The organism is Micromonospora sp. NPDC005215, assembly GCF_040607915.1.
Taxonomy (GTDB): Bacteria; Actinomycetota; Actinomycetes; order Mycobacteriales; family Micromonosporaceae; genus Micromonospora.
This window is the reverse complement of sequence record NZ_JBEXHQ010000004.1, coordinates 121,143-146,459: the sequence shown is the minus strand read 5'-3', so window position 1 is coordinate 146,459 and position 25,317 is coordinate 121,143. Positions and strand designations below refer to the sequence as shown.

The 25,317-nt window shown below is 72.6% G+C and carries 20 protein-coding genes and 1 pseudogene; 11 read left to right on the top strand and 10 right to left on the bottom strand.

The window, feature by feature from the left end; all coding sequences use genetic code 11:
* Positions 1–28: 28 nt before the first annotated feature.
* Positions 29–4,081, bottom strand: a complete 4,053-nt coding sequence (locus ABZU25_RS05645; RefSeq protein ID WP_355028127.1) for a WD40 repeat domain-containing protein — start codon at positions 4,079–4,081, stop codon at positions 29–31.
* Positions 4,082–4,092: 11 nt separating this feature from the next.
* Complete coding sequence (locus ABZU25_RS05640; RefSeq protein ID WP_355028126.1) at positions 4,093–4,422, bottom strand: CU044_2847 family protein; 330 nt, start codon at positions 4,420–4,422, stop codon at positions 4,093–4,095.
* A gap of 383 nt (positions 4,423–4,805) precedes the next feature.
* Between ABZU25_RS05640 and ABZU25_RS05635 the strand changes: the two genes are divergently transcribed.
* Positions 4,806–5,453 carry a hypothetical protein gene (locus ABZU25_RS05635; RefSeq protein ID WP_355028125.1) on the top strand — a complete coding sequence of 216 codons (648 nt, stop codon included), beginning with the start codon at positions 4,806–4,808 and terminating at the stop codon, positions 5,451–5,453.
* Positions 5,453–8,653, top strand: a complete 3,201-nt coding sequence (locus ABZU25_RS05630) for a DUF87 domain-containing protein (RefSeq protein WP_355028124.1) — start codon at positions 5,453–5,455, stop codon at positions 8,651–8,653. Before ABZU25_RS05635 ends, ABZU25_RS05630 begins: the two co-directional genes overlap by 1 nt.
* A 151-nt stretch (positions 8,654–8,804) precedes the next feature.
* Here ABZU25_RS05630 and ABZU25_RS05625 read toward each other — a convergent pair whose 3' ends face one another.
* Positions 8,805–9,050 (bottom strand): PIN domain-containing protein, encoded by a 246-nt coding sequence (locus ABZU25_RS05625; RefSeq protein WP_355028123.1) that lies wholly within the window; start codon positions 9,048–9,050, stop codon positions 8,805–8,807.
* Between the two features lie 70 nt (positions 9,051–9,120).
* Between ABZU25_RS05625 and ABZU25_RS05620 the strand changes: the two are divergent.
* Positions 9,121–9,603, top strand: a pseudogene (locus ABZU25_RS05620) (hypothetical protein); the annotation flags it as partial.
* On the opposite strand, the gene ABZU25_RS05615 reads toward ABZU25_RS05620, so the two are convergent.
* Entirely contained in the window at positions 9,525–10,379 is an 855-nt protein-coding gene (locus ABZU25_RS05615) for an alpha/beta fold hydrolase (RefSeq protein ID WP_355028122.1), read from the bottom strand. The pseudogene ABZU25_RS05620 and the gene ABZU25_RS05615 sit on opposite strands and share 79 nt — an antisense overlap.
* A gap of 289 nt (positions 10,380–10,668) precedes the next feature.
* Between ABZU25_RS05615 and ABZU25_RS05610 the strand changes: the two genes are divergently transcribed.
* Genes ABZU25_RS05610 through ABZU25_RS05595 form a run of 4 tightly spaced genes read left to right on the top strand, consistent with a single transcriptional unit; the run spans position 10,669 to position 14,174 of the window.
* On the top strand, positions 10,669–11,568 hold the full coding sequence (locus ABZU25_RS05610) for an ABC transporter ATP-binding protein (RefSeq protein WP_355028121.1): 900 nt from the start codon (positions 10,669–10,671) through the stop codon (positions 11,566–11,568).
* Position 11,569: 1 nt separating this feature from the next.
* Positions 11,570–12,376: an ABC transporter permease gene (locus ABZU25_RS05605; protein ID WP_355028120.1), complete on the top strand. Its 807-nt coding sequence runs from the start codon at positions 11,570–11,572 to the stop codon at positions 12,374–12,376.
* Between the two features lie 26 nt (positions 12,377–12,402).
* Positions 12,403–13,533: a histidine kinase gene (locus ABZU25_RS05600; RefSeq protein WP_355028119.1), complete on the top strand. Its 1,131-nt coding sequence runs from the start codon at positions 12,403–12,405 to the stop codon at positions 13,531–13,533.
* Positions 13,530–14,174, top strand: coding sequence for a response regulator transcription factor (locus ABZU25_RS05595; RefSeq protein ID WP_355028118.1), 645 nt, complete (start codon positions 13,530–13,532; stop codon positions 14,172–14,174). Before ABZU25_RS05600 ends, ABZU25_RS05595 begins: the two co-directional genes overlap by 4 nt.
* Positions 14,175–14,184: 10 nt before the next feature.
* Here ABZU25_RS05595 and ABZU25_RS05590 read toward each other — a convergent pair whose 3' ends face one another.
* The gene (locus tag ABZU25_RS05590; protein WP_355028117.1) at positions 14,185–15,093 is read right to left on the bottom strand and encodes a L,D-transpeptidase; all 909 of its coding nucleotides are present in this window, start codon (positions 15,091–15,093) and stop codon (positions 14,185–14,187) included.
* A 208-nt stretch (positions 15,094–15,301) separates the two neighbouring features.
* Between ABZU25_RS05590 and ABZU25_RS05585 the strand changes: the two genes are divergently transcribed.
* Genes ABZU25_RS05585 through ABZU25_RS05570 form a run of 4 tightly spaced genes read left to right on the top strand, consistent with a single transcriptional unit; the run spans position 15,302 to position 19,929 of the window.
* Positions 15,302–16,948, top strand: a complete 1,647-nt coding sequence (locus ABZU25_RS05585) for a hypothetical protein (RefSeq protein ID WP_355028116.1) — start codon at positions 15,302–15,304, stop codon at positions 16,946–16,948.
* On the top strand, positions 16,948–18,411 hold the full coding sequence (locus ABZU25_RS05580; RefSeq protein WP_355028115.1) for an NADH-ubiquinone oxidoreductase-F iron-sulfur binding region domain-containing protein: 1,464 nt from the start codon (positions 16,948–16,950) through the stop codon (positions 18,409–18,411). The genes ABZU25_RS05585 and ABZU25_RS05580 overlap by 1 nt, the downstream gene beginning before the upstream one ends.
* A gap of 37 nt (positions 18,412–18,448) precedes the next feature.
* Positions 18,449–19,069: a redoxin domain-containing protein gene (locus tag ABZU25_RS05575; protein ID WP_355028114.1), complete on the top strand. Its 621-nt coding sequence runs from the start codon at positions 18,449–18,451 to the stop codon at positions 19,067–19,069.
* Complete coding sequence (locus ABZU25_RS05570; RefSeq protein WP_355028113.1) at positions 19,066–19,929, top strand: cytochrome c biogenesis protein CcdA; 864 nt, start codon at positions 19,066–19,068, stop codon at positions 19,927–19,929. Before ABZU25_RS05575 ends, ABZU25_RS05570 begins: the two co-directional genes overlap by 4 nt.
* Here the strand turns inward: ABZU25_RS05570 and serS are convergent.
* The 5 genes from serS to ABZU25_RS05545 form a co-directional block, all read right to left on the bottom strand.
* The gene (serS, locus tag ABZU25_RS05565; protein ID WP_355028251.1) at positions 19,926–21,209 is read right to left on the bottom strand and encodes a serine--tRNA ligase; all 1,284 of its coding nucleotides are present in this window, start codon (positions 21,207–21,209) and stop codon (positions 19,926–19,928) included. The two genes, ABZU25_RS05570 and serS, sit on opposite strands and share 4 nt — an antisense overlap.
* Before the next feature lie 96 nt (positions 21,210–21,305).
* Positions 21,306–22,388, bottom strand: a complete 1,083-nt coding sequence (locus ABZU25_RS05560) for a MerR family transcriptional regulator (RefSeq protein WP_355028112.1) — start codon at positions 22,386–22,388, stop codon at positions 21,306–21,308.
* Positions 22,389–22,413: 25 nt separating this feature from the next.
* A complete protein-coding gene (locus ABZU25_RS05555; protein ID WP_355028111.1) occupies positions 22,414–23,610 on the bottom strand; it encodes a saccharopine dehydrogenase NADP-binding domain-containing protein in 1,197 nt (398 codons plus the stop codon).
* Positions 23,611–23,660: 50 nt separating this feature from the next.
* The gene (locus ABZU25_RS05550) at positions 23,661–24,794 is read right to left on the bottom strand and encodes an alcohol dehydrogenase catalytic domain-containing protein (RefSeq protein ID WP_355028110.1); all 1,134 of its coding nucleotides are present in this window, start codon (positions 24,792–24,794) and stop codon (positions 23,661–23,663) included.
* Positions 24,791–25,261, bottom strand: coding sequence for a hypothetical protein (locus tag ABZU25_RS05545; RefSeq protein WP_355028109.1), 471 nt, complete (start codon positions 25,259–25,261; stop codon positions 24,791–24,793). The genes ABZU25_RS05550 and ABZU25_RS05545 overlap by 4 nt, the downstream gene beginning before the upstream one ends.
* Between the last annotated feature and the right edge of the window lie 56 nt (positions 25,262–25,317).

Here is a 25,317-nt window from a genome sequence, read left to right as displayed (position 1 = left end):
CACCCCGGGCACGCCGGCCTGGCCAGGGCTAAGGACGGGTTGAGCCCTGGGCGTCCTGGCGGTCGGCGATCGCCAGGGCCAGCAGGCCGTGCTCCAGCCCGACGACCAGAGTGCCCGCGACGAAGTGGCAGGTGAGTGCGGGGTGCCGGACCGGAACGCTGCGGAGCAGCCGGTGCGTCTGTGGGTCCCAGAGCCGGACGGTGCGGTCCAGGCTGGTCGAGACGACGATCTCCCGGCCCCTGTACGGCATCGGTTGGACCGCGGTGACCGCGTCGGTGTGCCCGGACAGGCTGGCGACCGGGCGGCCGTCCGCCGGGTCCCACAGCCGGATAGTGCCATCCGCCCCGCCCGAGACGAGCATCGTGTCGGCGTGCACGGTGACAGCGCAGAGCGCACGTACCGCGTCGTGGTGACCCTGCTGTTGCCACAGCGGCGCACCGTCACTGTCCCAGAGCTGCATGGTGCCGGTGTCGTCCGCCGAGGCCAGGAACTGGCGCCCCTGACGCGTGACGACGGTGAGGGCGGTGAGCCATCCCGGGTGCCCGTGCAGGCTGCCCCGGAGGGCTCCGGTCGCCGGCATCCAGAGGCGCACCATCTTGTCGTCCCCGGCCGATGCCACGATCTGCCCGTCGTCGGCGTCGAGCACACAGACCGCGGTGACGGAACCAGAGTGTCCGTTCAGCACCTTCTTTGGGGTTGTCGCGACGTCCCACAGCCGGATGCTTCCGTCGTCGCTGCCGGTGATCAGCAGCGCCGGGTCGGTGCCGATGGTGGTCAGCCCGTTGATCGGGCCGAACCGGCTGTGCAGCTCGCCGCGCGGGGTACCGTCGGTCGGGTCCCAGAGTCGTACGCTGCCGTCGTTGCCGGTAGAGGCCACCAACCGTTCGTCCCCCACCGGTACGGTGCAGAGTGCGGTGACCCGCCCGGCCTGCCCATCGGCGGTCGACCGGTCCGGAAGTTCGGCGTCCGGGTTCCACAGCCGGATCGTGCCGTCGTCCCCGGCGGTGGCGAGCACCTGGCGATCGGTCATCGACAGTTCGCAGACCGCGCGGATCCAGCTGGCGCGGCCCCGCAGGCTCGGTTGCTCGACGGCGGATGCGACGTCCCAGAGCCTGATCACGCCGTCCTCACCGGTGCAGGCGAGCAGCGTCACGCCGCCGGTGTCTATCGTGCACAGGTCGGTCACCGGCCCGACGCCGACCGTGAACTCGTGCACCAGCGTCCCGCCGGCGGCGTCCCAGAGCCGTGCGATGCCGTCGTAGCCCGCCGACGCGAGCAGCGTGCGTGCCCCGGCGCGGACCGGGCAGAGGGCCGTCACCCATCCGGTGTGTCCGACCAGCGTTCCGAGGGCCGCTCCGGTCACCGGGTTCCACAGCCGCACCGACCCGTCGAACCCGGCTGACGCGAGCACCCCCGGCCCGCCAAGCGGGAGGTGCGTCACGGCGGTTGCCCAGCCGGTGTGGCCGGTCAGGGTGTGACGCAGCGTCCCGGTGCCCGGATCCCACACCCGGACCGTCTGGTCGTCGCCGACCGAGGCGAGCAGGTCGCCGGCGGGGAGCGGCACCGCGCACACCCCCCGGACCCAGTCACCATGACCGTCGAACCTGTGCACCGGCTGGCCGCTGAGCGGATCCCAAACACAGACCGACCCGTCGTGGCTGGCGGTGGCGAGGAGCAGTTCGCCGCCCACCCGCACGGTGCAGATGCTGCGTACACAGTCGTCGTGGCAGCTCAACAGGCTCTCGGACCGGTTGGTGAGCGGGTCCCAGAACCGTACTGTGCCATCCTCGCCAGCGGAGGCCAGCAGATTGCTACCGGCCACCGTGATCGGGCAGACGTCGTACACGCCCTGCGCGTGGCTTTCGAAGACTCCGCGCTCCTGCCGGGGTGGGGTTCGCGCCCAGCGCGCATGGTAGGGCGCTCCGGCCGGCGAGACGTCAGCGTGCAGACCGTCGAGTTTGTCGACCACGGAGAAGAGCGCGGCCCGCTCGGCCGGTGCCGCGCCGATCGCGGCCGCCGTACGTTGCAACAGGTGTGTCCGGGCGCGGGCGGCTTCACTCTGCGCCGAGCCGGTCACCCGGAGCAGGCGGTCAAGCCGGGCGTGCAGCAGATAATTGTCGTCGCCGAGGAGGTCGTCGACGCGCCCGGCACGGGCGGCGTGCCCGGGAAGGGACCGCAGCAGGTAGTCGGGCGCCGCCGACCAGTCGCTCTCCCGGCCGATCGCCGACCAGCCCTGGAACAGGCGCCATTCGTCGTCGGCCCGCGTGGTGACGTCGGCCCGGGCGCCCAGCAACGCGTCGTTGAGGGCCTGGTGGAACAGCCGGTACGTGGGTCGTTCCGCACCGCCCGTCTCCACCAGGAAGTTCGCGGCCGAGGTTCGGGCGAACTCCTTCAGTTGGGCCTCGGTGGTCCGGCCGCCGAGCGCCGCCGCAGCGGTCTGCCAGAGCGCCAGTGGCAGTCCGGGCGACTCGGCGTAGGCCAGCGCGGTCAGCGCCAGCCGGGCTGGCGCGGAACCCGCGTCGGGCAGCCAGGTCAGGTAGCTGTCCAGGGCGTCCGCGACGGTTCCGCTGAACGTCACCCGGGCGGGGTCGATGGCTGAGGTGTCCCGCAGCGCCCGGGCCCGCGCGACCAACCCGGCGACGAGAAAGTTGCCGTTCGCGAGCTCGGCGATCCGCCGCGCCACCGGGGCGGCGACGATCTCGTCCGCATACGGGTTGGCGGGGCGTTCGGCGCCCTGAAGCTGGAGAGTCGCGCACGCGTAGTCGACCAGATCCGACTCGGCGAAGAACTCCGGCGTATCGAGGTCGATCAGGTCGGCGAGGTCGCCGAACCGGCCGAGCAGGTCGCCGTGGTCGTCGGAGCGTCGGCTGCCGACGACGACCTGGGCGCCGACGTCGGCGCTGCGGGCCAGCGGCAGGAGCACCTCGTCGATCAGCAGGCGGGCCTGTTCCGGGCTCGATGTCTCGTCCAGCGCGTCCACCAGGACGTTGATCCGCGTCGGCCGGCGGGCGAGGCGTTCCCGCAGCGCCGGCACAAGGTCGCTGACGCGCTGCGGCAACCCGACTCCGGCCGCACGGGCGACCTCGGTCGCCACGTCCAACGCGCTCTTGCCCTTGGCGTGCACGGCGCAGGACACCGAGCCGACCGTGGCTCGCCAGGCGGAGTCCGACGTCGGCAACGCCGCTCTGATCGTCGCATCGGCGGTGCTGATGATCCGGCCGAGGACTGCCGACTTGCCGACCCCGGGCGATCCGGTGACGATCATCGGCCGGCCCGCCGGGTCGGCGTTGTCCAGCCAACCGGTCAACCGTCGCAGCGCCACCTCGCGACCCCGAAACCGGGAACCGCGCTCGGTGGCGACCGCGACCCCGCGGGCCCTCGGCAGCCAGTGTCGCCGCGCCTCGTCGTCGGTGGCGAGCGTCCAGCCCCAGGCGGCGAGCGCGGCGTCGTCGGCGTCCTGCGCCCGCCAGTGGGCGAGCGAGGCCAGCTTCAATTCCGGCATCAGCGCGTCGACGTGGGCGAAGGTCAACGCCTGCCCGTGGCCGGCCGCGTCGGCCTCCAGCAGGATCCCCACCACGGCTTCGTAGTCGGGCGACCACAGGGCCGCACCGCTGAAACCCTTGGCGACGCCGGGCTCGGACTCCGAGGTGAGGCGGACCCGCCCCCAGCCACCCTCGGCACCGATGCGGCCGTGTGCCGGACGGCCACCCTCGACGTCCTGCGGAAAGCCGTAGGCCCACCACGGTTTACTGCCCAGTGTCTCCGCCGGCAGAACCCTCAGTCGGGCCGCCGCCACGCAGATGGGCACGGGCTCAACGAGTTCGAGAAGCACCAGGTCGAGGTGCTGTTCGGGTCGACCATTGTGCAGGCACTGGCTGACCTTTCGGCGATCCCAGTAGGCAACGCCCGCCTTAGGAAAGGAAATCCACAGATCATCGCGGAGTTGGCCCTTGACGAAGGCCACATGCTCACAGGTAAGGATGAGATTTGTGTCGATGACGAAGCCGGCGCCGATCGACCCGTGGTCCCGTGCACCGGGGTGGATCGCGACGGTCCAGGGGGCGGTCGGCGCTGCGGTCACCCGACGGCCCCCTAACTGTCGAACGTGCTGCCGTCGTTTGGCGAGATTCCGGGTTGCCAGGAGAGGGTGATCTCGAAGTTGCCTTCGGAGGCAGCCTTGGCGATGAGCCAGTTCGTGGTGCCGGTCACCTTGACGCCGAACTTGACCTGCACCGCGTCGGGTGTCAACACTCTCACCTGCTCAAGCAACACACGGGCTGCCTGGATCGCGGGTTCCGCGGCGTCCCTGACCCGACCCGCGACGTCACCGGCACTGGCTGGTTGAAACCCGGCGATCGGCTCGATCTCGATCTGGGCGACCGTCTTGTTGTCCACCTCGTAGCGGACGACCTCCGACGACACACCTGACCTCCGGCTTGAGAGAAGGCAGGACAAATGCCGGCAATCGAATAGGCGACGATCACCGCGAACGCCCTGCTGGCAATGAGCGCAATGCTGCATGGGGGTTGAGTTGGTTGGCAAGCGGACCGGACAGGTCAATCCTCGGTGCGCCCGCTCACAGTGGTCGTAAACGCTTTCGACCAGGCATTTTGCGAATCGACGGCGAGGTCGCTGTCGGGTATCTGCCGTTCCAAAATGGACCTTGCGTAGCACTCGTTCGATGGAGAGAATCGGCCCGGTATACCGTGGCCTGCGCGCACACGGTCGACGAGCAAACCCCTCCGGCACCCATCGCAGATGTCCCGCCGTGGCCGGCGGCTGGCTTTCGCACCTACAGGAGCACAATGCCCCACGACGGACTCACCCCCGTGCAGCGTTACGTACTCGTCCGGCTGATGATCAACGCGGATGCCCTGCCAAACAAGCTCTTCGGCAGCCTGAAGCAGGAAAAGCGCATAGATCTGGTCGACCGGAAGCTCCTCGTCGTCACCGGGCGGCCGATGTCCTTGGATCTGACCCAGCAGGGCCACGACCGGGCGGTCGCGGAACTCGGCGCCGAGCCGCCCGAGCGGGCAGGCACGGCTGGCGAGGCCCTTTACGCCGCGCTTGAGTTCTTCCGCCGTTTCTTGGAACACACCGGCATCGAGCCCAAGGACCTCTTCCGGCTCCGGCTGGCGACCGAACGGCTGGTCGTCGCGACCGAGCCGATGCCGGATCAGGTGGCCGAGGCAATCGACCTGGGGCAGCGCATCCGTGCGGCGTACAGCGATCTGTCACCCCGCCCCGGCGACTACGTCGCGCTGGCCGCGTTGCGCGCCGCGCTGGCGGGGGTGCCCGGCCCGGAGGTCGACGCCGCCCTCATCGATCTCAATCGCGCCCCCGACGTGCACCTGGTGCCCGAGTCGAACCAGAAGGCCCTGACGGCCGAACAGCGGGCCGCCGCGGTCAGCATCGGTAATCAGCACAAACATCTGCTCGCCATCGGCCTGTGATGGACGAGGCCGAGCGGCGCGCACTCACGGCGCTTCGGTTCAACTGGGCACCGACCCCGGACGATGTGTGGCAACCCCCGTCCTTCCATGTCGCCGGCCTGCACGAGCACGCGGTCGAGCTGATCCTGGACGGGGTCGAGGAAGCGGGCCGAAGCGTCGACTCCAGCCCGATCGGTGTCGCGCTGCTCGGGCAGCGCGGCACCGGCAAGACCCACCTGCTCGGTCACGTCCGTGAGCGGGTGCAGGCCGAGGGTGGCTACTTCTTCCTGGTGAGCCTGTTGGAGGCAAGCGCCTTCTGGAACAGCGCCGCGTTGTCCATCCTGGACGGTCTTGCACGGCCGGGGGTCGACGGTGAGACCCAGCTCAGGTCCTTCCTGCGGAGGCTGGCGGAGACGGTCGACGCGCCCCGGCCGGTCCGCCGCGCCATCATCGGCGAATATGAGCTGAGCCGGGCGGCGCTCGACGCCTTCGTCGACCTCATCCGCAAGCACAACCGACAGGTCGGCGTCGAGTGTCAGAACACCGCCCGAGCCCTGGTGCTTCAGGCGGCGGAGTCATCGGCCGTGCAGGACGTGGGATACGAGTTCCTCTGCGCCAACGACGAGGAGGAGCCGGGCGAGCGCGCGGCCTGGGGGATCCGGCGCGGCAGACGGTCCGCGCAGGAGATCGTTCGGGAGATCTCCCGACTGCTCGCCCTGACCGGCCCGACAGTCATCGCGGTCGACCAGATCGACCTGCTGATCGCCCAGTCGGTCAATGCCACCAGCGGGAAGAACCAGTCCGACCACTGGCGGACCTCGCTGCTGTTGGAACAGATCGGCGGCGGGCTGATGGCCCTGCGCGAGGAGACCCGCCGGACCCTGTCGGTGGTCGCCTGTCTGCCACACACCTGGACGGAGATCAAGTCCCAGGCCACCGATACCATCCAGGACCGGTTCCGGGAGGCGGTCCGGCTCAGGGAGATCCCCTCTCCAGAGCTGGGCCGGGCGCTCATCGAGCGGCGGTTCACCGCACGCTTCGACGAGATCGCCTTCACCCCGCCGTACCCGACGTGGCCGGTGCTGCCGGCGGCCTTCGCGGACGCGGTGCAGTTCACGCCACGCGAGATGCTGCGCACCATCGACCGCCACGTGCGCGGTTGCCTCGCCGCCGACGAGGTCCGCGAACTGTCCCAGCTGCTCTCCGGAGGGGTGAGCGCCGGTGACACCTCGGGCCGGTCCACGGTGCACGGTAGCTCCGGGTCGGGGGCCGACGCGGCGACTCTCGCGAAGCTGGCCCGCCTCGACGTGGAATTCGCCGAGCTGTCCGACCGAGCCGACCCGAGCACGGCCCTACGACAGGAGACCGAGGACTTCGTCGTACCGGATCTGTTGAAGGCCGGGCTCACCGCGTGGATCGGGGAACGCGGCCCGGCCGGGGACGGGTTCAGCATCGACCCGCAGGCCGGTGGCAAGCCGGCCCTGCACGCCCGCCTGCGGCTCACCCTCGACGAGGAAATCGAGGACGAACAGCACTGGTCGTTCCGGGCGGTCAGCGCAACGCACCACATCGCAGCGCTCAACCGGATCCGCATCGCGAGCACGACCGCCGGCCTGACCGAGGGGGGGTCGAGACGACGGCTCTTTCTGCTGCGTACCCGGGGCTGGTCGACCGGCACCCGGACCAAGGAAGTCATCGCCGCGTTCACCGCGGCCGGCGGCAGCACGCTGGCTTTCACCGAGCAGGACGTGGCGAGGCTGATGGCGCTGCGGGAGCTGATCGGCAGGCACGGCTCGGAGACATTGCGGCCCTGGTTCGCCAGCCGACGTCCGACGGAAAAAATCGCGCTGCTCCGGCAGGCACTCGCCGACGTGGTCGCCGATGCGGAGCCGGCCGATCGCGCGGTCGGGCCGGTGGCGCACGCCGAGCCGGTGGCGCACGCCGAGCCGGTGGCGCACGTGGTGCCGGTCGGCGTGGTGGTCGGCGGCGACGAGTCGGTCACGGTTGACCTGGAGGCGCTCCGGCGACATACGGCGATTTTCGCCGGATCGGGATCGGGCAAGACCGTTCTGATCCGGCGGCTAGTCGAGGAGTGCGCCCTGCGCGGCGTCTCGGCCATTGTGCTCGACCCGAACAACGACCTGGCTCGGCTCGGCGACCCGTGGCCGGTCCCGCCGGAGAAGTGGGGTGGTGACGATGCTCGGCTGGCCGCTGACTACCTCGCCAATACCGACGTCGTGGTGTGGACGCCCCGCTGGCACGGTGGACGGCCGCTGAGCTTCCAGCCGTTGCCGCAGTTCGCCGACATCCTCAACGATTCGGATGCCTTCGCCGCCGGGGTCGACGCCGCCGTGGCCGCACTCGCCCCGCACGCCCGCGCCGACGGGCCGACGGACCGGGCGCGACTGAGTCGGGCCGTGCTGCGCGAGGCGCTGACCAGCTACGCCCGGACCGGGGCGAGCGACCTGCGGGAGTTCATCGCGCTGCTCGGTGCGCTACCCGAGGGTGTCAGCCAGCTCGACGAAGGCGTCAAGATCGGGGCGAAGATGGCCCAACTGCTGACCGCAGCCATGGTCAACGATCCGTTGTTCGGTGGCACCGGCACTGCCGTCGACCCCGGTGAGCTACTCACCCCACCGCCCGGATTTCGGGCCCGTATCTCGGTGATCAGCTTCCTGGGCCTTCCCGACGAACAGCAGCGGCAGACTTTCGTCAATCAACTGCAACTCGCCCTATTCGCGTGGATCAAGCGCAACCCGGCGGGAGACCGACCGCTCGGCGGGCTCTTTGTGATGGACGAGGCGCAGACGCTCGCCCCCTCCGGCGCGATGACAGCGTGCACGCAGAGCACCCTGGCGTTGGCGTCGCAGGCCCGCAAGTACGGGCTCGGCCTGGTCTTCGCCACCCAGGCGCCAAAGGGCCTGCACAACCGGATACCCGGAAACGCCGCCACCCAGTTCTTCGGCCTGCTCACGAGCATGACCCAGATCGACGCGGCGCAGGAGATGGCGCGGGCCAAGGGCAGCTCGATCGCCGACGTGGGTCGGCTCACCACCGGTCAGTTCTACGCCGCTGTCGCGGGGGGTGAGTTCGTGAAGATGCAGGCACCGATCTGCCTGAGTCACCACCCGAAGAGTCCGCTGAGCAGTGAGGAGGTTGTCGAGCGGGCGAACCGTGGTGTTGCCCCAAGCACCCAGTCTGGCCATGCGGAGGGCACCTGACTCGTCACGCATTGCGGCCGGGATCACCTGCAGTTACCTGGACGGGAGAACCCGGGACCGGGCTGCCGTCGTCGACAGCTTCAAGAGCGGCGACAAGAGGCCGACTACTGCCTGCTGCTCGACCCGTGGAGCGGCGCTGCCCAACAGGTGCTCAGTCGGCGGTGCCGGCGGGGACGACCCAGGCGGTGGGCTGCCGGGTGATCGCGGTGATCAGGTCGAAGTCGCTGTCGTCGTGCAGGACGGTGACTCCGTGTCGTTCGGCGGTTGCGGCGATCAGCAGGTCCGCCATGGACAGGGCCGGTTGGTCGCCCTTGTGCAACGCCTGCACCTGGACGTCAACCGCCCGGTCCCAGACCTCGTCGGCATTGCCAGCCAGCGGAAGCCGCTCAACAGCCACCGGGCGCGCTGCGCGTCCTTGGCGGTGCGTGCGCTGTGGATGACCTTGACTTCGGAGCGATGACCCGTACCTCTGGCTGGAGGACCTTGAAGGTGCGGACGCCTCCGGGTGGGTGTGGGCCCGCAACGCGGAGGCCGTCGCCGCATTGACGCGCGATGAGGCGTTCGTCGGCCTGCGGGCCGAGATCCGGCAGGTGTACGACGCCGAGGAGCGGATTCCCTATCCCGGCTGGCGTAGGGGCGGCTTCTACTACGACTTCTGGCGGGACGGGACGCATCCGCGTGGGATTTGGCGGCGGACGACGCTCGACCAGTACCGGCGCCCCGAGCCGAACTGGGATGTGCTTGACGGTCTCAAGTTCGTTGCGGCCCTGCCGAGACACATGGCGACGGCGACGCTCGCCGCACGGTTGGCCGACCTGGATGCGGCAGCCGTGGTACTGAGCAAATCTGTCCGTTTGTCATGGTCTGATGGTCAACGGCGAGGGCTCTCGCTGGCGATGGTCGCCTCCCGGGGCAGGGCCGCCGCGCGTAGCGCCCAGTCCAGCGCGTAGTCGGCGACCTCCTCCCAGCCGTCCTGCCCCACTGTGAAGTGTGTTCGACCGGGAAACTCCTCGTACGCGGTGAGCGCCCGGGACTTCTGGTAGAGCCCCGCGTTGGCCCGGACCACCGACGCCGGCACCACGTGGTCCGCCCCGCCGGCCAGCAGCAGCAGCGGCGGCCGGTCGTCGCGTCCGGTGTCGACCCGGGCCGGTGAGCGCGGGTCGACGTTGGCGAACGCGCCCTCGAAGAACACCCGGCCGGCACCGGGGACGGCATAGCGCTGCCAGGCCCGGTCGGAGTCCTCGCGGCTCATCGTGTTGCCGAAGGTGTAGGCGAAGTCGTCAGGCGTGAACGGCACGGCCCTGCTCCGGTTGGCGGGGCTGCGCAGGATCGGGAAGCCGGAGCGCAGCTGACTCAGTGGCACCTTGAGCACCCCCTTCACCGCCGCCGGATGCACCCCCACCACGGCTGCGCCGAGGCCCCGGTCGGCGAGGACCTGCGCGAACAGACCGCCGAACGAGTGCCCCATGATGATCGGCGGTCGGGGCAGCGCCCGGATGATCTTGTCGTAGTGCGCGACGATCGTGGCCATGCTCTGCTCGGCGATCGGGCCGGGGTCGTCGCGCAACTGCTCCACGGACCGGTCCATGCCGGGCCAGGCCGGGGCGATGACGTGCATGCCCCGCGCGGTGTACCGCTCGACCCACCCCTCCCAGCTGCGTGGGGTCATCCAGAGTCCGTGAATCAACACGATCGTGTCGACCTGGCCCTGCGGCGTGGCACCCATTGCGTCCTCCCGGTGTCGCGGCGTCCGGCCCGGCGGTTACCCGCTGCCGCGCCTGGAATGCCTGTGCCGGCATGTCCTCTGCGGCGCGCAGGTGCTGGGGAGCGTTATGACTCAGAGGTATGAATATGACTCAAAGGTATACCGGTCCGCGCGGTGTGCGTGCCCAGGAAGGTCACGCTCCGTGTCGCCCGGTCCCAGGATCGCCCCGCACGGCCCCTGACAAATGTCATGGCCGGGGCGTGACGGCCGCTCCAGGCATCGGGGTACGCCACGCCGGAACATCTACCCCATGACCAGTACGCATCCGGCCGTCGAGTTGAACGGCCTCACCAAGACCTTCGGCGCGGTCACCGCTGTCGACGGGCTGAGCCTGCGGGTGCAGCCCGGCGAGGTGGTGGCGTTCCTCGGCCCCAACGGGGCGGGCAAGACCACCACCATCGACATGCTGCTCGGGCTGGCCCGCCCGGACGCGGGCACCGTCCGCATCCTCGGCGGCACCCCGGACAACGCGGTGGCCCAGGGCCGGGTCGCCGCCGTGCTCCAGACCGGTGGGCTACTCAAGGACCTCACCGTCGGCGAGACGGTCCAGCTGACCGCCCACTTCTACCGACACACCCGCCCCGCTGCCGAGGTGCTGGAGCGGGCCGGCATCGCCGACATCGCCGGGCGGGTGGTCGGGCGGTGCTCCGGCGGCCAGCAGCAGCGGCTGCGCTTCGCGCTGGCCCTGCTGCCCGACCCGGACCTGATGGTGCTCGACGAGCCGACCACCGGCATGGACGTCGAGGGTCGGCGGGACTTCTGGCAGGCCCTGCGCCAGGACGCGCGGGCCGGACGGACCGTCATCTTCGCCACCCACTACCTGGACGAGGCCGACGCGTACGCCGACCGGATCGTGCTGGTCCGACAGGGGCGCATCGTCGCCGACGGCACCACCGCGGAGATCAAGAACCTGGCCGCCGGCCGCACGGTCCGGGCCACCCTGCCCGGTGCCGACCAGGCCGCGCTGGCCGCGCTGCCCGGCGTGGACGCCGTGGAGGTACGCGGCGACAGCGTGCTGGTACGCACCGGCGACTCGGACGCCATCGCCCGGTACCTGCTCACCCGGACCGACGCCCGGGACGTGGAGATCACCTCCCGCAACCTCGAGGACGCCTTCCTCGCCCTGACCACCGCGCACACCGGAGCCTGAGATGACGACGCTCACCCCCACCCCGACCCCCACCCGTGCCGCCGAGCCGGACCGTCGGCTGCCCGCCCTGGGCGGGTTCGCCCCGGGCGTCCTGCGCATCGAGCTGCGCCGGGTGCTGCGTAACCGCCGCACCCTCGCCTTCACGCTGATCATGCCGGGCGTCTTCTTCCTCATCTTCGGTCTGCCCCAGGGCGGGCAGTCGCTGGACAACGGCCGCCCGGTCACGGCGTACGTCATGATCAGCCTGGCCGTGTACGCGGCCATGGTGGCGACCACCAGCGCGGGCGGCGCGGTCGCCACCGAGCGGGCCCTGGGCTGGAGCCGTCAGCTGCGGCTCACCCCGTTGCGCCCGACCGCGTACGTGGCGACGAAGCTGGTCACCGCGATGACCCTCGGCCTGCTCGCCGTCGTCGTCGAGTTCCTGGTGGGCGCCGCGGCCGGGGTGCGCATCCCCGCGTACGTCTGGCTGCTGTCCGGGCTCGCCGCCTGGCTCGGCTCACTTGTCTTCGCCGCGTTCGGCCTGTTCATCGGCTACCTGGTACCGGCCGAGAACGTCATGCAGTTCATCGGCCCGATCCTGGCCGTGCTCGCCATGTTCGGCGGCCTGTTCGTCCCGGTCGAGGTGCTGCCGGAGGTGCTCCAGCAGGTCGCGAAGTTCACCCCGGTGTACGGCATGGGGGTGCTGGCCCGTGCCCCGCTGACCGGCGACGGGGTGAGCGTGGCGGCGGTGGTCAACCTGGTCGGCTGGGCGCTGGTCTTCGGTGTCGGTGCGGCCCGGCTGTTCCGCCGGGACACCGCGCGGGTCTGACCACCACGACGGCTAGCGTGGACCCGATGGACCCCTCGACCGGGCAGCCCCGGCTGACGAGCCGCCACTGGCGGTTCATCGGCTGGCTGCTGGGCGCCGTGTGGCTGTTCTTCCTCAACGTGCCGCTCGCCACCGCGTGGCACCAGCCACAGCCGGGGCGGCGGTGGCTCGGCGTGGCGGCCCTGATCGTCTTCGGCGTCGGTTACGTGCTGCTGTTCCAGTGGGCCCGCAAGAAGCGCCAGGCCCTGCTGCCGATCCCGGCAGGTCGGGCGCGGGCCGGGCTGGTGCTGCTGCTCGCGGTGGGCCTGGTCAGCATCCCCGGCACCGGCGGGGACTGGCTGGCCACCCTGGTCTACGTGGCGGCGGCAGGGGTGTTCCTGCTGCCGCCGTGGGAGGCGTTGGCCACCGTGGTGGTCTGCGCGCTGACCCCCGCGCTGGCGTCCTGGCTGGTCCCGGGATGGGCAGCGGAGCACGGCATCGTCTGGGCGGTACTGCTCGCCTCGTTCGCGATGTTCGGGGTGTCCCGGCTGGCCCAGCGCAACAGTGAACTACAGGCCGCACAGCGGGAGATCGGGCGGCTCGCGGTCGCCGAGGAGCGGGCCCGCGCCGCCCGGGACCTGCACGACATTCTCGGGCACTCGTTGACGGTGGTGGCGATCAAGGCCGAGTTGGCGGGCCGGCTCATCCAGGTGGACAGCGAACGCGCCGCCGCCGAGATCGCCGAGGTGGAGGCGCTGGCCCGCGCGGCGCTGTCCGACGTGCGGCAGACGGTCGGGGCGTACCGCGAGGTGTCCCTCGCCGCGGAGTTGGCCGGCGCCCGCTCGGCGCTGGCCGCGGCGGGCATCGCGGCGGACCTGCCGGTCGAGGTGCCGGAGCTGCCGGACGAGTGGGACCGGTTGTTCGGCTGGGCGGTACGGGAAGGGGTGACCAATGTGGTCCGGCACAGCGGGGCGCGGTGCTGCACGGTCCGGGTGCACCCGGATCGGGTCGAGGTGAGCGACGACGGTCGCGGCCCGTCTACTCCCGACGCCACCGGGCACGGGCTCGTCGGCCTGCGTGAGCGGGCGTGGGAGTTGGACGCCTCGCTGACCGTCGGCCGCCGGCCCGACGGGAGTGGCTTCCTGCTCCGGGTGCACGTCCCGGCGGAGGCCCGGTGAGTGCCTCCGGCGAGGGCCGGTCCAACCCGATCCGGCTGCTGCTCGCCGACGATCAGGCGCTGGTCCGCGGCGCGCTGGTGGCGCTGCTCTCGATGGAGGAGGACCTGAGCGTGGTGGCCGAGGTCGGCCGGGGCGACGAGGTGGTGCCCGCGGCCCGCCGCAGCAACCCCGACGTCGCCCTGCTGGACGTGGAGATGCCCGGCCTGGACGGGATCGCCGCCGCCGCCGCGTTACGGACCGCGTTGCCGACCTGCCGGGTGCTGGTGGTGACCACCTTCGGTCGGCCCGGCTACCTGCGTCGGGCGATGGAGGCCGGCGCGAGCGGCTTCGTGGTCAAGGACACCCCGGCGCGGCAACTCGCCGACGCGGTCCGTCGGGTGCACGCCGGCCTGCGGGTGGTCGACCCCACGCTGGCCGCCGAGACCCTGGCCGCCGGGGTGAGTCCACTGACCGACCGGGAGACCGAGGTGCTGCGGACCGCCCGCGGCGGTGGCACTGTCGCCGATCTGGCCGGGGCGCTGCACCTGTCCGAGGGGACGGTGCGCAACCACCTCTCGGCGGCGATCGGCAAGACCGGTGCCCGCAACCGGGCCGAGGCGATCCGGGTCGCCGAGCAGAACGGCTGGCTGCTCGGCGAGTGACGGCTGCCGGTCAGGCGGTCGGGGGCGGGGTGGGCAGCTTGTCGACAACCACCACGCTGCTGCCGGGGCGGACCTCGGCGAGCAGCTCCCGCTGACCGCTGCGGGTCAGCCGGATACAGCCGTTTGTGGTGTTCTCGCCCAACTCGTCGTCGTTGTGCCAGGTGTGCACCCCGATGTGGGCGCCCCGCAGCCCGGCCGGCACCGACTCGGGGTCGTCGGGCACCGAGCCGAGGGCGTAGATGTCCACCCCGCCGTAGACCTCCTCGGGCGGCGGGGTGCGGCCCAGGACGAAGGTCCGCCCGAGCGGCGTCTCCTGCCCCGACTGGCCGAGGCTGACCTCCCAGGAGCGCACCGCCGTGCCGGCCCGGTACCAGGTGAGCCGGTGGACCTTGCGTTCCACCACTATGTGGTCGCGCAGCGCCACGGTGTCGAACCCGCCGGGAGGCAGCCAGGCGAGCCGCCGATTGGCAGAGGGCAGTAGGACGGCCGTCCAGCCGGCGCGCCGGTCGGCGATCGGCATGGTGAGCTCGACGCCGTTGATCGTTGGTTCCAGGAAGGCTCGCGGACGGCCACCGGGCGCGTCGTACGCGGTGATCCGCCTGGTCGGGTGCGCACCCTCGGTCAGCGGCGTGGTGTCCATGGCGGCCGGGTCCGCGGGGAAGCCTCCGGGCGCGGGGTCGTAGTCGACCACCGGCAGCCCCGCCGGGGCGGGCGCGGCCGGGGGAACCGACTCCTCGGGGCTCTGCTCGACACTGCTCGGCGGCGGGTCGGCCGCCGCGATCCGTCTGTCGGGGGCCGTCGTGCCGGGCGTCAGGGCCTGGCCCACAAGCAGCGCGGTCACCAGCAGGGTCGGTACGGCGATGGCCGCGGCCACCCAGGGGGCACGGCGGCGGTACGGCGACTTTCGGTCAAACGGCACTAAACCACTCTAAGGTGGCGGACCGTTCGGGGCTCCCGATTCGGTGATACCCGCCGACCGAAGGCGCCGAGCGCAGCGCACGAGTGCGCCGAGGTGGCCGGAGACGCACGTGGCCGCGGTTCGGTTCGATCTCGGCCAGAAATTTTTCCGCACGGATGATCCGCGCGCCCCGCCGGTCCGTACTGGATGGGGGAGCAGGGGTCGGCCGGTGGTACGCCGCCGCGAGACGATCGAGGAGCACATGGCCCGGGCACAGCAGAACCAGAAGGCGGCCACCGTCCGGACCAGCGCCAGCAGTCGGGGGGTGCGCACACCGTCACGATCGGCGGCCACCCTGCTGATCGCGTCGGTGCTCGCCGCGCTGTGGGCGGCGATCATGCTGACGGGCGCCGGGCAGACGGCGTACGCGTACGGCTTCTTCTTCACGGAGTTCTTCGCCGGGGTGATCTCCCTGGTGGCGTTGAGCCTCACCGTGCTGCTCGGCCTGCTCGCCACCGACCGGCTGGTGCTGCGCATCTCGCACCGGGTGCTGATGCAGTCGGCGCACCGGGCCACCGGTGTGCTGGGCGTGGCCGGGCTCGGCTTCCACGTCCTCACCAAGATCGCCACCGGGCGAGCCGCCGCGACCGACGCCCTGGTGCCGTTCGTCGGCGGCCGAGGGCTCTACGTCGGGCTCGGCACCGTGGCCGCCCTGCTGATGGTCAGCGTGATCTGGACCGGCATCATCCGGGCCCGCTTCGCTGGCGTCGGTCCCAAGTGGCTGTGGCGCACGCTGCACTCCACCGCCTACCTGGCCTGGCCGTTCGCCGTGTTCCACGGCCTCAACGCCGGTCGGGCCGCAGCGCCCTGGGTGATGTTCAGTTACCTCGGCTGCATCCTGCTGGTGGTGCTGGCCCTGCTGGTCCGGCTCTCGGTCACCATTGGCCGGCGCAGCCGCGAACAGCACCAGGCGGCGGTGCGCAACGCGGTGATGGCCGGTCGGGCCGACGACGCGAAGACCGCTCGGTTGCTGTTGGGCGGGTTGGGTCGACGCGGCAAGTCCGCCGCGGAGAAGCGTCCCGCCTGGACGGACACCACCACCGCCACGTGGGCCGCGCCGGTCGCGCGGCGCGACCCGGAACGGTTCACCGTCCCGGTGGTGCCCGAGCCCGGTTCCCTCGTCGAGCCGACCCGGCCCAGCCGACGCCGACGTACGGAGGAGCCGGCGGCCGGCCGCGACGCCGAACGGCCGTCGCGCAGCCGGCGCGACGAGGCGGAGCCCGCGACCCGCCGGTCGCGCCGCAGCGTCGAGGAGACCGTCACCCGCGAGCGCGACGACGAGGAGTTGGAGCCGGTGACCCGGCGGCGCGGCTCGCGTACCCGGGACGAGGCTGTGCCGACCGGACGGCGACGCGTCGAGGAACCGGCCGCCGAACGGTCCAGCCGCCGGTCCCGCGACGAGGACGACGGCAGCCGGTACTCGGCCCCACCACAGCCGGTCGAGCCCGAGGAGCCGTGGGACAGCCCGCGCCGGTGGCAGGCCGCCGAGCCGATCTCCGCCGGCCCGGTCTCCGTCGAGCCGATCTCGGCCGGCCCGATCTCCAGCAGCCCGATCTCCGCGACGCCGCGCAGTGGCAGCGGCCGGCACAGCGTCGAGGACGACCTGCCGGAGGAGCCGGACTACTGGCGTCCGCCGGCCCGGTACGACGTGCCCGACGAGGTGCCGCCGCCCGTCGACGACACCCCGACCCTTGTCGACCTGGCGTCTCGCCGCGCCAAGCGAGCCGCCGGCGAGGGCCGGTCCAAGCGCCGCAAGGCCAGCGCCGACGCCGTGGACGGGGCGTACTGGGCTGGGCTGCGGGGTGAGGCGAAGTGATGCGTACGGCAGTGCCACCCGTCGCCTGCGTGGGGGAGCCCCGGCTCACCGCCGGCTTCGCCGAGTTCGGTCGGCTGGACCTGGCCGCGCACGAGGAGGTGCACGGCCCGATCGGCCCGATGGAGCCGGCGCAACTGCTCCGGCTTGCCGAGGGCATGCAGCTCAAGGGCAAGGGCGGGGCGGGTTTCCCGTTCGCCCGGAAACTGCGCGCGGTGCTGGAGTCCTGCGAACGGCAGGACCTCGCCGCCGTCGTGGTCGTCAACGCCAGCGAGGGGGAGCCGGCCAGCTGGAAGGACAAGGTGCTGCTCACCCGTGCTCCGCACCTGGTCCTGGACGGCGCGGCGCTGGTCGCGTACGCGTTGGACGCCGACGAGATCGTGATCGGCGTGGCCGACGACGGGGTTGGCCGGGACTCGCTGATGGAGGCGCTGGAGGAGCGCCGGATGCCGGTGCTGACCACCATCGTCACAGTGCCGCACCGGTTCATCTCCGGCGAGGGCGGCGCACTTGTCAACGGGATCAACGGGCTGCCGCACATCCCGCCGGGCACCAAGAAGCGCTCCAGCGACTCCGGGGTCAGCGGCCTGCCCACCCTGCTGTCCAACGCCGAGACGTTCGCGCAGCTCGCCGTCGGCGCGCGACTCGGCCCGTACGAGTACGCGGCCCTCGGCACGGACGACGAGCCGGGCACCGTGCTGCTCACCGTGACCGGCGCGGCGGGCCGCCCGGCCGTTGTGGAGTGCACCGCCGGCATGCCGCTGCGCGACGTCCTCGACCTGTGCGAGGTGCCGGAGACCCAGGGCATCCTGATGGGCGGCTACCACGGAAAGTGGATCACCCCGGAGGCGGCGGACACCGCTGAGGTGTCCCGCAAGGGCCTGGCCGCTGTCGGTGGCACCCTCGGCGCGGGCATCATCATCCCGCTCGGCGTCGACACCTGCCCACTGGGTGAGGCCGCCCAGGTGGTGCGCTATCTCGCCGGGGAGTCCGCCGGCCAGTGCGGACCGTGCAAGATGGGCCTACCGGACCTGGCCCGCGCTGTGGACCTGGCCGTGGCCGGGAGTCAGCCGGCCGACGTGGTGCGAGCCGCCGCCGGCGAGGTGAAGGGTCGGGGCGCGTGCAGCCACCCGGACGGCACCGCCCGGTTCGCGCTCTCCGCGATCGAGGTCTTCACCGACGACCTGCGGTTGCACAGCACCGGTGACGGCTGTGGCCGGCGGGTCAAGGGTGTGATGGGGCTGCCCGGCGCACCCGATGCGAACCCGCAGAAGCTCACCCTGGACTGGTCGCGCTGCGACGGGCACGGCCTGTGCGCGCACGTCGTACCGGACTTCATCCGGCTCGACGCGAACGGATATCCCGCCTTCCCGCCCACCCCCGTGCCGACCTGGCTGCGAGAGGGCGCGCTGAAGGCGGTCAAGGTGTGCCCCGAGCTGGCTCTCCGCCTCGCCAAGGCCGAGTAGGAAAGGGCACCTTCTCGCCGAACGAACGGAGACGCGCATGCCCAGCTGGCCCGCACGGAGGCGACCGTCAGGGGTTGGTGCGGCCCGCCGTGCCGGCACCGCCGCGGCGCTGGCCGCCGCCCTCCTCGGCGCGGTCTCCTGCACCGGCACGGCCAGCCCGCCACCGGCAGTCGCCGGTACCGCGCCGGCCACCACCGGTGCCGCGTCAACCCCCACCGCCACCGCGACCGGCTCGCCGCCCCCGGCGCAGGTTCCGGACGTGCTGCGCTTCACCGGCACCACCCTCGGCGGGGCCGCGTTCGACGCGGCGCAACTCGCCGGCAAGCCGGTGGTGCTGTGGTTCTGGGCGCCGTGGTGCGCCACCTGTGCCAGCCAGGCCTGGACGGTGGCGGAGGTCGCGCCCCGCTACCGCGACACCGTGCCGATCGTCGGCGTCGCCGGCCTCGGCGAGCAGCGGGCCATGAAGGAGTTCGTCACCGAGTTCGACCTCGGCGGGACACCGCAGCTTGAGGACCGCAAGGGCGTGCTCTGGAAGCGGTTCAAGGTGACCGAGCAGAGCATCTTCGTGATCATCGATCGGAACGGCACGATCGTCCACCAGGGCTTCCTCGACGGAGAGGCGCTCGCCGCCCGGGTCGCCGCACTGGCCGGGGCGTGACCACACCCCTGCTGCTCGCGCTGACCGCCGGCATGCTCGGCGCTGTCAACCCGTGCGGCTTCGCGTTGCTGCCCGCGTACCTCTCGCTGTTGGTCGCGGGGGCGTCGGACGTCCGCGGCGCGGTAGGCCGCGCGCTCACCGCGGCGGCCGGGCTGACAGTGGGGTACGTGCTGGTCTTCGGCGCGTTCGGCCTGGCGCTCGCGCCGCTGGCCGGTTGGCTGCGGCCCCGGCTGCCCTGGCTGACCGTGGCGCTCGGCGTGCTGCTGGCGGTGGCCGGCTGCTGGCTGCTCGCCGGCCGGCGGCTGCCCGCACCCGGCTGGTCCACTCGCGCGCCCCGGCTCACCCGCTCTTGGCCGTCGATGGCGCTGTTCGGCGCGGCGTACGCGCTGGCGTCGCTCGGCTGCGCCATCGCGCCGTTCCTGGCCATCGTGGTGACCAGCCTCCAGGCCGGCTCGACCGGACGTGGGTTGGCGCTGTTCGGCGCGTACGCCCTCGGGATGGGCCTGGTGGTCGCGGTCGCCGCGCTCGGTGTGGCGCTGCTGCGCGACGGCCTGGTGGCCCGGCTGCGCGTCGCCGGCGCGCTGGTGCCCCGCCTCAGCGGCCTGGTGCTGCTGCTCGCCGGCGCGTACGTCGCCTGGTACGGCTGGTACGAGCTACGGCTCGCCGCCGGCCGCCGAGACGCCCTGCGGGACCCGGTGATCCAGGTGGCGTCCCGGGTGCAGCACGCCCTGGCCGACACTCTCGACGCCGTCGGTCCAATCGTGCTGCTGGCCGTCCTCGTCCTGCTCGCCGTGCTGGGCGGGTGGATGCGTCGACGGGGGCGCGGGGTGGACCCGGCCCCCGTCGAACGGATCGGCTAGCGCGGGGTCAGGCGGTCGGTGCCCAGGCGGTCCTGGAGGACCTTGGGGATCAGGACACTGCCGTCGGCCTGCTGGTTCTGCTCGAGGATGGCCGGGAAGAGCCGGCTGGTGGCCAGCGCCGAGCCGTTGAGGGTGTGCACGAAGCGGGTCTGCTTGCCGCCCGGCTCGCGGTAGCGGATGGCCGCCCGACGGGCCTGGTAGTCGCCGGCCCAGGAGACCGACGACACCTCCTTGTACTTGCCGGTGCTCGGCATCCACACCTCGATGTCGAGGGTCTTCTTCATCGAGGCGCTGGCGTCACCGGCGGAGAGCAGGCTGCGCTGGTAGTGCAGGCCCAGCCCCTCGACCAGGCTCTCCGCGTGGGCGAGCATCTCCTCCAGCGCGGTGTCGGCCTGTTCGGGCAGGGTGAACTGGAAGATCTCCACCTTGTTGAACTGGTGCCCGCGCACCGTGCCGCGTTCGTCGGAGTGCGAGCCGGCCGACTCCCGCCGGTAGCACGGCGTGTACGCGAAGGCCTTCAGCGGCAGCTTCGGGGTCTCCAGGATCTCGTCCTGGTACGCGCCGAGGATCGCCGTCTCCGAGGTGGGCAACAGGAACTGCCCGCGCGGGGCGGACTCGGCGTCCAGGTGGTAGACGTCGTCGTAGAACTTGGGGAACTGCCCGGCGGCGAAGCCGGCCGAGTCGAGCAGCAGGTGCGGCGGGAGCAGGAACTCGTACCCGGCCTTGACGTGCTTGTCGATGAAGTAGTTGAGCAGCGCCCACTCCAGCCGGGCGCCGATGCCCGTGTAGATCCAGAAGCCGGAGCCGCCGAGCTTGACCCCGCGCTCGTAGTCGACAAGGCCCAGCGCGCGGCTCAACTCCACGTGGTCGCGGACCTTGTCGATCACCGGCGGTTCGCCGAAGGTCTTCACGACCCGGTTGGCTTCCTTGCCGCCGGCCACGACGTCCTCGGCGGGCAGGTTGGGCAGCTCACTCATCGCCGTGCGCAGCCGGGCCTGCACCTCGTCCAGCTGGGACTCCAGCTCGGCGAGCTGCTTACGCTCGGCCTCCGGCGCGGCGGCCTGCGGTTCCTCGCCGGCCCGCTTCGCCTGCGCGTACGCCCGGGCCTCCGCCTTGCGGCGCTGCCGCTCGGCGTCGATCTCCGTGATCAGGGCGCGGCGTTCCTGGTCGAGTCGCTGGATCTCGTCCAGCGCCCGGGTGACCTCGGCGGGATCCAGACGCTTCGCCAGCGCGGTCGCCACCGCCTCGCGATCCTTCCGGATCAACTCCATGTCGAGCATGCTGCTCCGTACGCCTCCGTCCGGGGTCACAGGTGAACCACCAGATGCTACCGTCGCGGGCTTTTCCTCCCGGAACGGGGACTGCGGGCCGTCAGGTCAGAGCCGGATCGGCATCAACACCGAGTAGGTGTCCGCGTCGTCAGTGCGGCGGACGGCCAGCGGGGCGATCGGTCCGTCCAGCTCCAACACGAGCTGCGGCGCGCCGGCCGCGGTCAACGCGTCCAGCAGGTAGCGGCCGTCCACCCCGACCCGCAGCGCGTTGGTGCTCAGGTCGGCGGCGGGGAGCAGCCGCAGCCCGCCCTGGTCGTCGACGCCGAGCACGGTTACCTCCCGGGTCGTGCCGTCGTGGTCGCGGGCGACAGTGGGGGCCGCCGGGTCGGCCAGCGCGGCGCGCAACGCCGCCACGTCCACCGGGATCCGGCGCGCGGTGGGCCGCTCGCCGACGGCCTTGCGCAGCAGCCGGCGGTAGTCCGGGAAGTCGTACGGCAGGGCGGTGCCGGTCAACGTCCGACCGGCCACCAGCACCCGCAGCTCCGCGCCGGCCACGCTCAACCACACCGGCCCGGCGTCGGTGGCGTCGAGCAGCGGCCGGAGCTGGTCGACGAGGGCCACCGGAACGAACACCCGCGCCGGCGGACCGTCGACGTCGGCCGTGGCGCGGGCGAGCGCGAGCCGGTACCGGTCGGTGGCGACGAGCCGGACACCGTCCGGCTCCACGTCGAGCAGTACGCCGGAGAGCATCGGCAGCTCCGGGTCGACGCCGACGGCGAAGCGCACCGCGTCGAGCGCGGCGGCCAGGCCGGTGGGGGAGAGCAGAAGTGTGGTGGTCACCGGCTGGGCCGGGTCGACCAGGGCCCGGAGTCGGGCGGCCTCCCGGCGGGCGTCGGTGAGCCCGTCGGCCAACCGGCGCAGGTGCGTGTCGAGCAACTGGTGCACCGCCGCCGGCTCGGCGCGTACCGCGGCGGCGATCTCCGGAACCGGCATGCCGATCCGGCGCAGCCCGGCCACCAACCGGGCCGGCGTGATCTGCTCGTCGGTGTACCAGCGGTAGCCGGTCACCGGGTCGACAAGGGCCGGCTCCAGCACCCCCGCCGAGTCGTAGAAGCGCAGCGCGCTGACGGTCAGGCCGCTGGCCCGGGCCAGCTCGCCGATGCTGTGCAGGTCACTCACGCAGGGCATCCTGCCCCCTCGACCCGGTCGAGGGTCAAGCCGAGGCCGCCAGCGTCTCCTGCTTGAGCACCCGGAAGGTGAGGCCGGCCCGGATCAGCCGGTCCAGCAGCGCGTCACCCATCGCGGCGACCGGGGTGAGCTGGCCGGCGGTCGGCGGCAGCTCGTCGAGCGCCAGGCAGAGCGTCGACTCGGCGAGCATCTTCGCCGTCTCGTCGTACCCCGGGTCACCGCCGGCCACCTCGGTGACGACCCGCTGCCCGCCGCCGGTGCCGACGAACCGGACCCGGAACCAGGACGCCGCCCGTTGCTCGGCGGTGGGCCCCTCCCCGGAGGCGAGCCGCCCGAGCAGCCAGCGTCGGCTGGGCGGCAGCTTCACCAGCCCGACCAGCGCGCCGAGCCCGACCGCGCCGGCCAGCACCGTGGGCAACCGCTTCACGGCGGCGAAGTGCCGGTACCGGAAGTCCGGGCCGTACTCCGGTCGGGCCGCCGCCGACCGGCGGACCACCTGCGGGTCGATGGTCGGCAGCGGCACGGCCCAGCTGCCCAGCTCGGCGGAGCGGGCCAGCCGGCCGGGCACCGCGCGGACCCGGCGGTCGGTGGGGCGCGGCTCGACCGCCCGGCGCTCCCGGGCGGCCTGGCTGGCCTGCCCGGTGCGGGAGAACGCGGTGAGCGCCGAATGGTAGGTGCCGGCGGAGAACCGGCCGCCGGCGCGGACGTAACCGTCCACTGTGAGCGGAGCGTCGGCGGGCAGCTGCTTGACAGTGAACCAGACGCCCAGGTCGTGCGGGACGGAGTCGAACCCGCAGGCGTGCACCAGCCGCGCGCCGGTGCGGGTCGCCTCGGCGTGGTGGCGCACGTACATCAGGTCGACGAACTCCGACTCGCCGGTGATGTCCAGATAGTCGGTGCCGGCCGTCGCGCAGGCCGCGACCAGCGGCTCGCCGTGGTGGATGTACGGGCCGACAGTGCTGGCCACCACCCGGGCGCTCTCCGCCACAGCCCGCAGCGAGTCGGCGTCGGTCACGTCGGCGGTGAGCAGCGGCAGGTCGGCGAGCGTCGGGTCGATCGCGGCGAGCCGGTCCCGGACGGCGGCGAGGCGGTCCGGGTTACGCCCGGCCAGCGCCCAGCGCAGTCCGGGCGGGGCGTGTCGGGCCAGGTAATCGGCGGTCAGGCCGCCGGTGAACCCGGTCGCCCCGAACAGCACCACGTCGTACGTCCGCTCCCCAGCCATGCCCAGAGTGTGCCATTCGCCGTCCCCGATGGCAGCTCGCGAGGAGGGCGTCAGGGCGTGAACACGGCTCGCACGCAGCCGTCGGTCCGGTCCCGGAACAGCGCGTACCCCTGGGGGCCGTGCGCCAACGGCAGTCGGTGGGTGGCCAGGTGTTCGGTGTGCAGCTCACCGCGGGCCATCCGGTCCAGCAGCATCGGCACGTCCCGCAGGTCCGGCCGACCGGCCCCGCGCAGCGTCAGCCGTCGGTCGGTCACCGCGCCCAGCGGGAACGCGTCGACGAACCCGTCCGTCCCGCCGAGCAGCACCACCACACCGCCCTTGCGGCACGCGTGCACGGCCTCGCGTCCGGCGTCCGGCCGGTCGGCATGGCCGCCGAACCGCTCAGGCGGCGGCGCGCCGACCGCCACCACGCACACGTCCGGACCCCGCCCACCGCTGCGGTCGCGCAACTCCGCCGCGACGTCGGTACGGAGGTAGTCCAGCGGCTCCGCCCCGACGTGCCGCTCGGCCATCCGCAACCGCTCCTCGTACCGGTCGACGACCAGCACCCGGGCGGCACCGCGCAGCACCGCCGCCCGAGCGGTCAACTGACCCACCGCCCCCGCACCCCAGATCGCCACCACGTCGCCGGGACGCACCGCACCCAACTCGGCGGCCAGCCACCCGGTCGGCGCCGCGTCGGCGGCGAACAGCGCCCGGTCGTCGTCGACCGGGTCCGGCACCCGGAAGGCGCCCACGTCGGCGTACGGCACCCGCACGTACTCGGCGTGACCGCCCGCGAACCCGCCCGCCGCCCGGGGACGACCGAAGCAGCCGGCGTCCGAGTGTCCCCATCCGGGGTCGGCGCTCGCCGGGTCGGCATGGGCGTTGTCGCAGCAGGAGTGCAGGCCCTGGCGGCAGTACCAGCAGCCGCCGCAGGCGATGCTCGCGCCGACGACCACCCGATCGCCGCTGCGGTGCCGGCGGACCCCGGGACCGACCTCGACCACCTCACCCAGGAACTCGGCCCCGAGCACGTCGCCGGCCCGCAGCAGCGGGTTCCGGCCGGCCAGCAGCGGCAGGTCCGCGCCGGAGGTGGCGCTGCGGCGGACCCGGACGATGACGTCACGCTCGTTGCGCAGCTCCGGGTCGGGCACCTCGCGTACCGCCAGCTCGCCGGCGGCCACCCAGCACAGCGCCCTCACCCGCGGACCTTGGGGCGGTCCAGCGCGGACCGGTCGGCGCGCAGCACCTCGCCGGCCTCCACCCGCTGCTTGATCTGGCGCAGGGCCCGGCGGACCAGCAGACCCGGGTCGTCGCCGACCAGGTGCGCGGCCAGCCCGACCGGCGGGGTGACGCCGGCCAGCGGCCGGGCGGCCAGCTCGGTGCCCCGGTCGCCGGGCGCCAGGCGCACCCGCACCTCGACCGCGCCGTCCAGGCGGCGCAGCGGTTCCGGCCAGCGACCAGCGGGAAGCACCTGCTCGGGCGGCCGGTCGACGGTCACCACCTCCCACCGGGGCGGGGTGACCGGGTCGCGGTCCGCGCCGCTCCGGCCGCGCCACCGGGGTACGCCCAGCCGGCGCAAGCCGGTCAGCGCCGCGCCGCCGAGGGCCGGTCCCGCCCGCTCCAGCCGTCCCATCGCTCCCACCGGTCCCACGTCCTCCCCGTCCACGTCCCCCGATCGTCGGTCGCGGTCGGGTGAAGCGTGCTCGCCCGGAAGGGGTGAAC